Genomic DNA, 11,945 nt, shown 5'->3' with positions numbered 1-11,945 from the left:
TGTCTAAATTTTCGCAATCTACTAGCCTGTTTTTTGGGGCTAAGGTAGAACGGTTGTCGATGACAGGAGGGGGTTCCAATGGAAGATCAAGCGCCGGGCGTTCCGGCAACAAAGCCGACGGTGTTGTTGGTAGATGACGAAGAATCGATCCTCAACAGCCTGCGTCGGCTGTTGCGCAGCCAGCCGTACGAAATCCTGGTGGCCGACAGTGGCGCCAAGGCCCTGGAAATTCTCAAGGAGCGGCCGGTCGATCTGGTGATGACCGATGCGCGCATGCCCAACATGGACGGCGCCACGCTGCTGGCGGAAATTCGCAAGCTTTATCCTTCGACATTGCGCATCCTGCTCACCGGTTATGCCGACGTGGACATGATGACCAAGGCTATCAATGAGGGGCAGCTCTACCGCTACCTCAGCAAGCCCTGGAATGACGAGGAGTTGGTGCAGGCCCTGCGCCAAGCCCTGGCCCACCAACATTCGGAGAGCGAGCGTCAGCGCCTCGAAGCCCTGAATCGTGAGCAGAACCAGCAACTCAAGACCCTCAACGCCACCCTGGAAAAACGCGTGGCGTCGCGGACCGCCGAGCTGCAGCAGACCGCCGACATGCTCGACCTGGCCTATGAAGAGCTCAAGCGCAGCTACGTGACCGGCACCGAGGTGTTCTCGCTGATCGCCAACCTGCGCCTGCCCAAGGCCAAGCAGACCAACCGGCAGATCATCGAACTCATCCGGGTCTATAGCCGGCTCAATTTCCTCGACGAGTCCACCGACCGCGACCTGACCATGGCCGCCGCGCTCTACAACATCGGCAAGCTGAGCTGGACCGATAACATGATGGTCACGCCGGCGGACATGCTGCATCACAGCGAACTGGAGCTGTACCGCGCCTATCCGAAGCAGAGCGAATCGCTGCTGATGACCCTGGACCCGATGAAGGACGCGGCGCGGATCATCCTTCATCACCAGGAACGTTGGGACGGCAGCGGATTCCCCGATCACTTGAAGGGCGAGGCGATTCCGTTCGGCTCGCGCCTCTTGAAACTGGCGGTGGATTTCATCGAGTTGCAGCGCGGGTTGATCCTGGAGCGGCAGATGAACAGCGACGAAGCGCTGGTCTACATCCGCAAATACGCCGGCAAGCTGTACGACCCGAACATGGTCGAAGACTTCATCAAGGCCTGTGGCGAATACCTGGAAGACGTGACGCTGTCCGACCCGACCGTGAAAGTCACCAGCACTCGTGAACTGGAGGCAGGCATGGTTCTGGCGCGCAACCTCAATGCCGACAATGGCATGCTGCTGCTCAACGCCGGAAAGGTCATGAGCGGCCCGCTGATCGAAAAGCTCATCGCCTTCGAAGCAATGGAAGGGGCGCGGTACAGCGTGTTCGTCAAGATCCCAGAGGAGGAGGCGGATCCTTCGGCGCCGAAGCCTATCTTGGGGTGACCGGGGTCTGACAGACCCGCTATCCCTTGTGGGAGCGAGCTTGCTCGCGATAGCTGAGTATCAGTCGAATATTTCTCGACCGACATACCGCAATCGCGAGCAAGCTCGCTCCCACAGAGGCACTGCGTCGATTTTCAGTCCGGCGCCAGGCTTTGCTCCCGCCGCTTTGATCTGTAACCTGCCCGGCATTTTCCGCCCGAGGCCCTTGTACATGACCACCCCTCTGATCCGCATCGCCGCCGCCCTGCTCATCGGCCCGGACGGCCGGACCCTGCTGGTGCGCAAGCGCGGCACCCAGGCCTTCATGCAACCCGGCGGCAAGATCGAAGCCCATGAGCAACCGATCCAGGCCCTGGCTCGGGAATTGGACGAGGAACTCGGGCTCAGGATCGATCCGGCCCAGGCCCGTCATCTGGGGCAATTCAGCGCGCCGGCCGCCAATGAGCCGGGATTTATCGTGCAGGCCGAGGTGTTTTTGCTGGAGACCGATGCAGCGGTTTCCCCGGCTGCCGAAATTGAAGAGGTGCGTTGGATCGACCCTTGCCGCGACAGCGAATTACTGCTGGCGCCGTTGACAGGCGAAGTGATCCTGCCGTTTTATCGAACCCACTGCCTCTCGACCTGCTGATTCAAGGAGCGACGCCTTCATGATCCCCTTGCCGGACCTGCTGATTTTCGCCGCCGCCGCGTTGCTGATGGTGCTCACGCCCGGCCCGAACATGATCTACCTGATTTCCCGCTCGATCTGTCAGGGGCGCAAGGCCGGCGTCACTTCTTTGTTGGGCGTGGTGGCGGGGTTCTTCGTGCACATGTTCGCGGCGGCGGCGGGGCTGACGGCGGTGTTCCTCGCGGTGCCCATGGCCTATGAAGTCCTCAAGTGGGCCGGTGCGCTGTACCTGCTGTGGCTGGCCTGGCAAGCGGTGAAACCCGGCGCCCGCTCGCCGTTCCAGGCCCAGCAATTGCCAGCGGATTCGACCCGCAAGCTGATCACCATGGGCTTTCTCACCAGCGCCCTGAACCCGAAGATCGCGGTGTTCTACCTCTCGGTGTTCCCGCAGTTCATCAGCCCGGAGCACGGTTCACTGTTCACCCAGAGCATCATCCTCGGGCTGACCCAGATCAGCGTCAGTTTCAGTGTCAATCTGCTGATCGCACTGTTCGCCGCCGGCATCGCCTCATGGTTCGTCCACAACCCGACCTGGCTGGCGGCGCAACGGTATTTCATGGGCTTCGTGCTCGGTGCGCTGGCCCTGCGGTTGATGCTTGAGCAACGGCGTTCGGCGTGAGCATCCGACGGCTGAAGGCGGGTGACGCCCAGAGCTATCGGGAGCTGATGCTCCAGGCCTATGAATTCCATCCACAGGCCTTTACTTCCAGCGCCAGCGAACGGGCGACGCTGCCCATCAATTGGTGGGAGTCGCGCCTGACCAGCCGGCTCGAAGTGATCCTCGGTGCGTTCATCGCGCACGAGCTGGTGGGTATCGTCGGCCTGGCCCTGGAGCCTCGGCTGAAGGCGCGGCACAAGGCGACGCTGTTCGGCATGTACGTCGTCGAGGCCCATCGTCACGCCGGGCTCGGCGAACAGTTGATGCGGGCCGCCCTCGACGAAGCCCGTCGCCATCCCTTCCTGCGCCTTGTGCAATTGACCGTCACCGCCGGCAACGACCCGGCCATCGAGCTTTACCAGCGCTGCGGCTTTCTGTTGTATGGCCTAGAGCCGATGGCGATTCGCGTGGGGGACGAGTACCTCGACAAGATCCATATGTGGCTTGAACTCTGATCTCACCGCAAATTTGAGTGATGGAGCTTTGTGGCAATTACCGCACCGCGCTGACACCGTCGAGTGTGGAAAACGACGTGTCTTTTGCCGTCAGCAGAAAGTCGCGCATATACGGCGCGTCGAGCATGTCGGTGCGCACCGCCGCGTAGAGCGTGGCGAACAAACCTTTTTCCCCCAGCCGCTTGGCCTTCACGTAGCCCCGTGAGCTGTATTCATGCAGCGCCCAATGGGGCATGCCGCAGACGCCACGGCCGCTGGCGACCAGTTGCATCATCATCACCGTCAGCTCGGACGTGCGCACCTGGGCCGGTTCGGTGTCGGCCGGTTCGAGGAAGCGGGTGAAGATGTCCAGGCGATCGCGTTCCACCGGATACGTGATCAGGGTTTCGCTGATCAGGTCTTCGGGCACGATGTAGGCCTTGCCCGCCAGCCGATGCTGGTTGGCCACCGCCAGCATCGCCTCGTAGGTGAACAGCGGCACGTAGGTGATGCCCGCCAGTTCAAGGGGATCGGAGGTGACGACCAGGTCCAGGTCGCCACGGGCCAGGGCCGGCAGTGGGGCGAAGGCGAAGCCCGAGGCCAGGTCCAGCTCGACTTCCGGCCAGGCATCGCGGAACTGGTCGATGGTGGGCATCAACCACTGGAAGCAGCTGTGACACTCGATGGCCATGTGCAAACGCCCGGCGGTGCCGCCCGCGAGCCGCGCGATGTCCCGTTCGGCGCTGCGCAGCAACGGCAGGGTGGCGTCGGCCAGTTGCAGCAAGCGCAGGCCGGCGCTGGTGAAACGGACCGGTTTGGTCTTGCGCACGAACAACTGCATACCCAGGCGTTCTTCCAATTCCTTGAACTGGTGGGAGAGGGCGGACTGGGTCAGGTGCAGGCGTTCAGCGGCTTCGACCAGGCTGTCGGCTTCGCGCAGGGCGTGCAGCGTCTTGAGGTGACGGAGTTCAAGCACCGGATTTGCTCCATGAGTAAAACTTGTGATCAACACGAAAAGATTGAGTTTGTCTCATGTGGGACTGGCTGTCGACAATGGCGTCATCTTTTACAAGGAGGACATTCCCATGGCCCTGGCCCATACCCTCGGTTTTCCCCGCATCGGCGCCGACCGCGAATTGAACGACCTGGAAGCTGATTGGAAAGGTTCGCTGGGCTGGGAGCGGCTGTTCGACGAAATCGACGAAGCCCACGCCCAGGGCCATCGGGTCAAGCCTGCAGTCATCGGCCCGCTGACGTACCTCTGGCAGGGCAAGGCCAATGACGGCGACATTGACAAGCTCGACCTGCTGGAGCGCCTGCTGCCGGTCTACGGTGACGTCCTCAATCGTCTCAAGGCCCAAGGCGTGGAGTGGGTGCAGATCGATGAACCGATCCTCACGCTCGACCTGCCCCTGGCCTGGCGAAGCGCCTTCGAGCGGGCCTATCACATCCTTCAGTACTCGCCGCTGAAAAAGTTGGTGGCGACCTGCTTCAATGGCCTGGACGACAACCTCGGCCTGGCGGTTAGCCTGCCGGTGGATGGCCTGCACATCGACGCCGTGCCCGCCCCAGACCAACTGGGCCGGGTGCTGGATCGCCTGCCGACCTACAAGATCCTCTCGGTGGGCCTGGTCAATGACCGCGATGCCTGGCGTTGCGAATTCGAGCAGGCGCTGGCGCAGTTGCGCCCGGCCCAGGAACGGTTCGGCGACAACCTTTGGGTCAGCGTCGCCAATGGGCTTGAACCATCGCCGGCCTATGGCTTCACACAACCACTCGGCAATCTTCATCAAACTGTCACGCAACTGTGGCAGCGCGCTTGAACGAACTTCATCAGACTCGCGCTCTACTGGGGTTCTGCGTTTTGGTGTTTGTTCATGCGTGTATTCATTTTCCTGGCCGCCTTGTTGTGCGGCTTGCCGTCGTTGGCGGCTTCTCGTTGTGATGTCAATGTCGCGACCCAACGGGTCGACCTGGATCAGGTAAGCCTGGCGTACCAGAGCATCGGGCGGGCGTCCGACCCTGCGTTGCTGCTGGTGATGGGCTTGGGTGGGCAGTTGATTCACTGGCCGGATGAAGTGGTGGTGGCGCTGTGCGAACAGGGTTTTCGGGTGATCCGCTACGACAACCGGGATGTCGGGCTCTCCACCTGGCGCCAGGCGCCCGGCAGCGCCAACCTGACATTCGAAGCGTTGCGCTACAAGCTCGGCCTGCCCGTGGCGGCGCCTTATTCGTTGACGGACATGGCCGCCGATGGCCTGGGCTTGATGGACGCCTTGCAGGTGCAAAGCTTCCATGTGTTGGGCGTCAGCATGGGTGGGATGATCGCCCAGCACATGGCCGCCATGGCGCCTCAGCGGGTCGAGAGCCTGACATTGCTCATGACCAGCTCCGGCGCCGCGGGCTTGCCGGCGCCCAGTGAAACGCTGGTGCAATTGTTGTCGCGTCGCAGTGCGCCGAACCGTGAAGTGGCGATCGAACAGCAGGCCGACCTGCTGGCCGCGCTGGGCAGCCCGATGGTGGTCGACGATCGACAGGCTCTACTGCACCAGGCTGCGGTGGCCTACGACCGGGCCTTCAACCCCGAGGGTGTGAAGCGCCAGATCATGGCGATCATGGCCGAGCCAAGCCGGGTGGCGCTGCTCAATCAGCTGCAGGTGCCGACGTTGGTGGTCCACGGCACCGCTGATCCCTTGTTGCCGGTGATGCATGGGGTGCATCTCGCGGCGCATATTCGCGGCAGCCGGTTGAAGCTGATCCCGGGCCTCGCCCATCGCTTTCAAGAGGCCTTCAAGGAACCATTGCTGGGGGCGGTGCTGCCCTATTTGCAGCAACACCGCGAAGACACCTCGCACTGGGCGCAGATCGAGCCGGCGCAGGCGCCGAATGTGCTCTAACTGACACCGGGTGGGGCTTTTGTGGCGCTACTACCGTGCTTGGGCCTGCTCCACCAACCAGTCCATTAGCTCCTGCAACTGGCCCGACACCTGCGGCCGGCGCGGATAGACCAAGTGATAACCCAGCCCGGTCCTGACCTTCAGTTCGAACGGCATCACCAGCCGGCCGGCGCTGAGGTCTTCGCCGATCAGCGACCAGTCGCCAATCGCCACGCCGGTGCCTTGGGAGGCCATGGACATCGCCAGGTCCAGGGTTTCGAAATGCTGGCCTTTGCTGACGTTGCTCAAACGCACGTCGGCCGCGGCCAGCCAGGCGTTCCAGTCGCGCTCGTCGGTGGTGGGATGCAGCAGCAGGTGTTGTTGCAGATCGAGGGGTGAATTCAACGGGACCGGACCTTCCAGCAAGGGGCGCGAGCACACCGGTGTAAGCTGTTCGTCGAACAAGTGCAGGCAGTCAAGCGAGGCGTCGGGCGGCGGGCCGTAAACCACCGCCGCGTCGAATGCCTCACGCTGGAAATCAACGCCGTGCCGGACCGTGGTGGTCAGCTCCACCGGCACGTCCGGGCGCTCTTTTTGCCATTGCAACAGGCGCGGCAGCAGCCAGCGCATCACACAGGTCGGGGCCTTGAGCTTCAGGGTCTGGCGCTTCTCGCCGATCTGCTCGACCGCCTCGCCGATCTGCTCGACCGCCTCGCCGATCAGGCCGAACACCTGCTGCACCCGGGGCAGCCACGCCTGGCCCTCGGCGGTCAGGCTCAACCCGCGTGCCTGGCGCTGGAACAACGCATAACCCAGATGATCCTCCAGCCCTGCGATCTGCCGGCTCACCGCGCCCTGGGTGATGTGCAGCTGTTCGGCGGCGCGAGTGAAGTTGCAGCACTGGGCCGTGATCAAGAAAGTATGCAACGTCGGCAGCGGTGGGAGTCGTTTCATCTGGATCCAAGCCATGACGTGAGGACATGGCTAGTATGACTTTTTATCCATTGTTGCCGCTACGGCCTGGCCGTCCAATAACGCCATTCCCTCAGAGCAAAAGCGGCCCGCAGGTGTCGTGCGGGGTCCTTTTCAAGACAACAAAAAGGCAATGGCAATGGCGACGTGCGGCGAAGTATTGGTCAAGTTACTGGAAGGCTATGGCGTGGAGCAGGTGTTCGGCATTCCTGGCGTACACACCGTGGAGTTGTATCGCGGGCTGGCCCGTTCAAGCATCCGCCATGTGACGCCGCGCCATGAACAGGGCGCCGGCTTCATGGCCGACGGCTACGCCCGTGTCAGCGGCAAGCCGGGCGTGTGCTTCATCATCACCGGCCCGGGCATGACCAACATCACCACTGCCATGGGCCAGGCCTATGCCGATTCGATTCCGATGCTGGTGATCTCCAGCGTGCAGTCGCGCAGCCAATTGGGCGGTGGGCGCGGCAAGCTGCATGAGCTGCCGAACCAGAGCGCGCTGGTGGGCGGGGTCGCGGCGTTTTCCCACACGCTGATGTCGGCCGCCGAATTGCCGGGTGTGCTGGCCCGGGCCTTTGCCCTGTTCCAGGCCGGGCGTCCGCGGCCGGTGCACATCGAGATTCCGTTGGATGTGCTCGTTGAACAAGCCGATGACCTGCTCGCCAGCACGCCAGTGAGCATCAATCGCGCCGGGGCCGCGCCCAGTGCCGTGGAGCAAATGGCAGCCTTGCTGGCGACGGCCCGGCGGCCGTTGGTGCTTGCCGGAGGGGGGGCGATGGACGCCGGGACTGAATTGACCGAACTGGCCGAACGCCTCGGCGCCCCCGTGGCGCTGACCATCAATGCCAAGGGCCTGCTGCCGTCCCGTCATCCGTTGCTGATCGGTTCCACCCAGAGCCTGGTGGCCACCCGTGCCCTGGTGGCCGAAGCGGATGTAGTGCTGGCGATCGGCACCGAGCTGGCCGAGACCGATTACGACGTCACCTTTGCCGGCGGCTTCGAGATTCCCGGTGCGTTGTTGCGCATCGACATCGACCCCGACCAGACCGTGCGCAACTACGCGCCAAGACTGGCGCTGGTGGCCGACGCACAAAGTGCTGCGCGGGCATTGCTCGATGCGTTGAAGCGCGGCGTGTCCGGCGCGAGAGACGACAGTTGGGGAGCGATTCGTGTCGAACGGCTGCGGACCGAACTCGATCAGCAATGGGACGTCCCGACCCGCGCCCAGACGGTGTTCCTCGATACGGTATTGCAGGCCTTGCCCGACGCGGTTTTCGTTGGCGATTCCACCCAGCCGGTCTACACCGGCAACCTCACCTTCAATCCCGAACGCCCGCGCCGCTGGTTCAATTCGTCCACCGGCTACGGCACCCTCGGCTACGCGTTGCCGGCGGCCATTGGTGCCTGGCTGGGTGGTGTCGACAACGGCCATGGCCGCCCGCCCGTGGTGTGCCTGATCGGCGACGGTGGGTTGCAGTTCACCCTGCCGGAACTGGCCAGCGCGGTGGAAGCGCGCACGCCGGTGATCGTGCTGCTGTGGAATAACCAGGGCTACGAAGAGATCAAGAAATACATGGTCAACCGCGCCATCGAACCGGTGGGCGTGGACATCTACACGCCGGATTTCATCGGCGTTGCCAAAGCCCTGGGGTGCGGCGCCGAGACGATCGACGGCGTGCATTCCCTGCGCAGCGCATTGCTGGCCGCCAGTCACCGCCAGGGTCCGACGTTGCTCGAGATTGACCAGGCGCGCTGGATGGCGGAGGTGGCCGAATGAATTTCCCGACGACGCAAGACGGCCTGTACATCAACGGCGAGTGGTTGGCGGGCGATCAACCGCTGCGGGTGATCAGCCCCGCGACCGAGGCGCTGCTGACCACTGTTTACGGCGGCGATGAATATGCCGTGGATCAAGCCTTGGAGGCCGCTACCCAGGCTTTCGGCCCGTGGTCGAACACCTCGGGTGCCGAGCGCGGCGCGGTGCTTCGGCGTATTGCTGCCAGCGTGCGGGATGCTCGTGAGCGGCTGATGCATTTGCAATCGAGCAACAACGGCAAACCGTTGTTCGAAGCGGCCATCGACGTCGACGACGTGGTCGCGACCTTCGAGTACTACGCCGGGTTGGCCGAAGAACTGGACGTTCGTCAGGACGGTCCGCTGGCGTTACCCAGCGATGATTTCAGCGCACGTCTACGCCGCGAACCTTGTGGGGTGGTCGGCTTGATCGTGCCGTGGAATTTCCCGATGGTCACCACCGCCTGGAAACTTGCCCCGGCCTTGGCCGCCGGCTGCTGCGTGGTGCTCAAGCCTTCGGAAGTCACGCCGCTGCCGGAGCTGGCGCTGGCCTCGATCATCGCCGAATGCGGCTTGCCCGATGGCGTGTTCAACCTGGTCTGCGGCACGGGGTTGGCGGTCGGGGCGCCGCTGGCGTCCGACCCGCGCGTGGCGAAGATTTCCTTCACCGGCAGCAACGCGGTGGGGGTGCAAGTGATGCAACGGGCGGCGGAAACCGTGAAGGGCGTGAGCCTGGAGCTGGGCGGCAAATCGTCCTTGCTGGTGCTGGCCGACGCCGACCTGGACCTGACGGTGGAGCTGGCCTGTGGCGGCGGTTTCTTCAACGCGGGGCAGATGTGTTCGGCCACCACTCGGGTGTTGGTCGCCGATGAGCTGGCCGATGAATTCATGCGACGGCTCAAGGCGCGGGCCGAGGCGATCCGCGTGGCCGATCCATTCGATCCGGACGTGGAGATGGGCTCGCTGGTCAACCAGGCGCAATACCAACGGGTGCTCGGGCACATCGATCGAGGCGTGAGCGACGGCGCAACGTTGGTGTGCGGCGGTCAACGACCTGCGCATCTGCAACGCGGCTTTTTTTTACAGCCAACGATCTTCACCGACGTGCCCCTCGACAGTGCGCTGTGGTGCGAGGAGATCTTCGGGCCGGTGTTGTGCGTGCGTCGTTTCGGCCACCCGGAAGAGGCGATTGCCCTGGCCAATGACAGCCGTTTCGGCCTGGTGGCGAGCGTGGTCAGCCGCGATGCCGAGGCGGCCGGGAAGGTCGCCGACGCCTTGCAGGCGGGGCTGGTGTGGATCAACGCACCGCAAGTGATTTTCCCCCAGGCCGCTTGGGGCGGCTACAAGCAGAGCAGCCTGGGTCGTGAATTGGGACCTTGGGGACTGGCCGCGTTCCAGGAAATCAAACACGTGATCCGGGCGGTCTGAAGGATGCGAAGCCGAGGCGGCTAATGCCGTGCAAATCCAGGATCAGACAGTCATCCGCAACCGCGCCAGATCCCGCAACGGCGGCGCGCCAAACAAGCGGCTGTACTCCCGGCTGAACTGCGACGGGCTTTCATACCCCACTCGATACCCCGCCGCCGACGCTTCCAGCCCTTCGGCCAGCATCAACCGTCGAGCCTCCTGCAAGCGCAATTGCTTTTGGTATTGCAACGGGCTCATGGCCGTCATGGCCTTGAAGCGGTGATGCAAGGTCGAAACGCTGAGGTTGACCTCCCGAGCGAGGTCATCGATGCGCAACGGTTGTTCGAAATGGCCGTTGAGCCATTTGATCGCCTGGCTGATGCGATGGCTCTGGCTATTGGCAATGGCGATTTCATACAACCGATAGCCTTGCGGGCTGCGTAGCAGGCGGTAAAGGATTTCCCGGCGCACCAGGGGCGCGAGCATGGCGATGTCTTTTGGCGTATCGAGCAGGCGCGTCAGGCGTAGCACCGCGTCGAGCATCGGCGTGTCCAGGCGTTCCACATACAGGCCACGGCCGGCCGGGCGAGTCGGCACGCCCAGTGGGCCGGCATCGGCGATCAGCGCGGTGATTTCCGCCGGGTCGATGTCCAGGCGCAGCGCCAGGATCGGCTGCTCGGGCGAGACGTCGGCGATGCAACCGCTCAATGGCATCGAGACCGAGACCACCAGGTAATGCAGCGGGTCATAGTTGAAAAATTCGTCCGCCAGGCGCACCTGCTTGCTGCCCTGGGCCATGATGCACAGCGCCGGTTGCGCCAGCACCGGGGCAAACTTGTGTGGCTGGCTGTGGCGCGACAGGTTCAGCGAGCCGATGGCCGTGGCGTAGCTCCCGTCCTCGCTGGTGTTGCGGTCGATGATCGAAGCCAGCTCGGCGCGCTGCTGTTCCAGGTACGTGTCCAGCGGGGCGTGGGCGTGATCGAGTGGCGACATGCCGGGATCCTCATGGCGAAGGGAGCGATAGGACAAAGCATATGTTTGTGCAAGGCATGGCGGTAGTCACATCCTGTTGAAAGCTTGCCTGATCCTGCAAGGCGGGGGGGTGAAGGGCTGTGCAGCCTGGCCGAAACTTGCTTGAAACCTTTTGTTTCAACTCCCGGCAATTCCCACCCATCAGGCACGGATGGGTGAATTCCCAGGCGCAGAATCGTGCAATGAGTCGGCAGGAATCGACTAACGAAGCTGGCGGCAGCGCGCTTAACCTTTGATCCTGTCGCAGCCTGTCCCCGGCTGCCAACGGATGACCTGGGAGGGTTGAACATGACTACACAGATCCCCGTCAGTCACATGGCTTTTGTCCGGGCCCGCGCCGGTTGCTCCAAGCCATTGGGCGCACGCCTCAGCAGCTTGATCGTACCTTCGCGCCAGGCGCCCGGTTGCCTGCACTTTGCCTTGCAACAATCGCAATGCGACGCCGATTTGTGGCTGGTGTCCGGGCTGTGGGTCAACCAACAGGCGATGGACGCTTATTTCAACTCACCGGCCATGGCGATCTTCGCCCAATTGGTTCAAGACCTGGTGGTCAGCAGCCTGGACTTCCACACCTTTCGGGAAGTGTCCGCCGCCCAGGCGACCGAAGGGTGCATGGCGAAGGTACACAAACTGGCCGGTTGAAGGTTTAATGACAGGCA

Annotated in this window: 11 protein-coding genes and 1 pseudogene; 9 read left to right on the top strand and 3 right to left on the bottom strand. The window is 63.2% G+C overall.

The window, feature by feature from the left end:
* The first annotated feature begins 78 nt into the window (after positions 1-78).
* The 4 genes from J3P92_RS19965 to J3P92_RS19950 all read left to right on the top strand — a co-directional run bounded on the left by J3P92_RS19965 (position 79) and on the right by J3P92_RS19950 (position 3,226).
* A complete protein-coding gene (locus J3P92_RS19965) occupies positions 79-1,446 on the top strand; it encodes an HD domain-containing phosphohydrolase (protein ID WP_434560399.1) in 1,368 nt (455 codons plus the stop codon).
* Between the two features lie 211 nt (positions 1,447-1,657).
* Complete coding sequence (locus J3P92_RS19960; RefSeq protein WP_434607531.1) at positions 1,658-2,074, top strand: NUDIX hydrolase; 417 nt, start codon at positions 1,658-1,660, stop codon at positions 2,072-2,074.
* Positions 2,075-2,093: 19 nt separating this feature from the next.
* Positions 2,094-2,732 carry a LysE family translocator gene (locus J3P92_RS19955; RefSeq protein ID WP_047230397.1) on the top strand — a complete coding sequence of 213 codons (639 nt, stop codon included), beginning with the start codon at positions 2,094-2,096 and terminating at the stop codon, positions 2,730-2,732.
* Positions 2,729-3,226, top strand: a complete 498-nt coding sequence (locus J3P92_RS19950) for a GNAT family N-acetyltransferase (RefSeq protein ID WP_420765321.1) — start codon at positions 2,729-2,731, stop codon at positions 3,224-3,226. The genes J3P92_RS19955 and J3P92_RS19950 overlap by 4 nt, the downstream gene beginning before the upstream one ends.
* 37 nt (positions 3,227-3,263) lie before the next feature.
* Here the strand turns inward: J3P92_RS19950 and metR are convergent, their stop codons facing one another.
* Entirely contained in the window at positions 3,264-4,181 is a 918-nt protein-coding gene (metR, locus tag J3P92_RS19945) for a transcriptional regulator MetR (protein ID WP_434607525.1), read from the bottom strand.
* Positions 4,182-4,374: 193 nt separating this feature from the next.
* Here metR and J3P92_RS19940 point away from each other — a divergent pair.
* Positions 4,375-4,959: pseudogene (locus J3P92_RS19940) on the top strand (5-methyltetrahydropteroyltriglutamate--homocysteine S-methyltransferase); the annotation flags it as partial.
* 123 nt (positions 4,960-5,082) lie between these two features.
* A complete protein-coding gene (locus J3P92_RS19935; protein ID WP_434648788.1) occupies positions 5,083-6,102 on the top strand; it encodes an alpha/beta fold hydrolase in 1,020 nt (339 codons plus the stop codon).
* Positions 6,103-6,132: 30 nt separating this feature from the next.
* On the opposite strand, the gene J3P92_RS19930 is transcribed toward J3P92_RS19935, so the two are convergent.
* Complete coding sequence (locus tag J3P92_RS19930) at positions 6,133-7,035, bottom strand: LysR substrate-binding domain-containing protein (protein ID WP_434648786.1); 903 nt, start codon at positions 7,033-7,035, stop codon at positions 6,133-6,135.
* A 157-nt stretch (positions 7,036-7,192) separates the two neighbouring features.
* Between J3P92_RS19930 and J3P92_RS19925 the strand changes: the two genes are divergently transcribed.
* Positions 7,193-8,830 (top strand): 5-guanidino-2-oxopentanoate decarboxylase, encoded by a 1,638-nt coding sequence (locus J3P92_RS19925; protein WP_434648784.1) that lies wholly within the window; start codon positions 7,193-7,195, stop codon positions 8,828-8,830.
* Positions 8,827-10,275 (top strand): aldehyde dehydrogenase family protein, encoded by a 1,449-nt coding sequence (locus tag J3P92_RS19920; protein WP_434648782.1) that lies wholly within the window; start codon positions 8,827-8,829, stop codon positions 10,273-10,275. The genes J3P92_RS19925 and J3P92_RS19920 overlap by 4 nt, the downstream gene beginning before the upstream one ends.
* Positions 10,276-10,317: 42 nt before the next feature.
* Here the strand turns inward: J3P92_RS19920 and J3P92_RS19915 are convergent, their stop codons facing one another.
* On the bottom strand, positions 10,318-11,247 hold the full coding sequence (locus J3P92_RS19915) for an AraC family transcriptional regulator (protein WP_420765315.1): 930 nt from the start codon (positions 11,245-11,247) through the stop codon (positions 10,318-10,320).
* A gap of 327 nt (positions 11,248-11,574) precedes the next feature.
* Between J3P92_RS19915 and J3P92_RS19910 the strand changes: the two genes are divergently transcribed.
* A complete protein-coding gene (locus J3P92_RS19910) occupies positions 11,575-11,928 on the top strand; it encodes a putative quinol monooxygenase (protein ID WP_420765314.1) in 354 nt (117 codons plus the stop codon).
* The last annotated feature ends 17 nt before the right edge of the window (positions 11,929-11,945 follow it).

This window comes from Pseudomonas sp. D3-27 (assembly GCF_051132165.1).
Classification (GTDB): domain Bacteria; phylum Pseudomonadota; class Gammaproteobacteria; order Pseudomonadales; family Pseudomonadaceae; genus Aquipseudomonas.
This window is presented reverse-complemented; position numbering and strand designations above follow the sequence as displayed.

Coding starts and splice junctions, on each gene's coding strand:
- J3P92_RS19965 (WP_434560399.1), top strand. CDS start 79: ATGGAAGATCAAGCGCCGGGCGTTCCGGCAACAAAGCCGACGGTGTTG.
- J3P92_RS19960 (WP_434607531.1), top strand. CDS start 1,658: ATGACCACCCCTCTGATCCGCATCGCCGCCGCCCTGCTCATCGGCCCG.
- J3P92_RS19955 (WP_047230397.1), top strand. CDS start 2,094: ATGATCCCCTTGCCGGACCTGCTGATTTTCGCCGCCGCCGCGTTGCTG.
- J3P92_RS19935 (WP_434648788.1), top strand. CDS start 5,083: ATGCGTGTATTCATTTTCCTGGCCGCCTTGTTGTGCGGCTTGCCGTCG.
- J3P92_RS19930 (WP_434648786.1), bottom strand. CDS start 7,035: ATGAAACGACTCCCACCGCTGCCGACGTTGCATACTTTCTTGATCACG.
- J3P92_RS19925 (WP_434648784.1), top strand. CDS start 7,193: ATGGCGACGTGCGGCGAAGTATTGGTCAAGTTACTGGAAGGCTATGGC.
- J3P92_RS19920 (WP_434648782.1), top strand. CDS start 8,827: ATGAATTTCCCGACGACGCAAGACGGCCTGTACATCAACGGCGAGTGG.
- J3P92_RS19915 (WP_420765315.1), bottom strand. CDS start 11,247: ATGTCGCCACTCGATCACGCCCACGCCCCGCTGGACACGTACCTGGAA.
- J3P92_RS19910 (WP_420765314.1), top strand. CDS start 11,575: ATGACTACACAGATCCCCGTCAGTCACATGGCTTTTGTCCGGGCCCGC.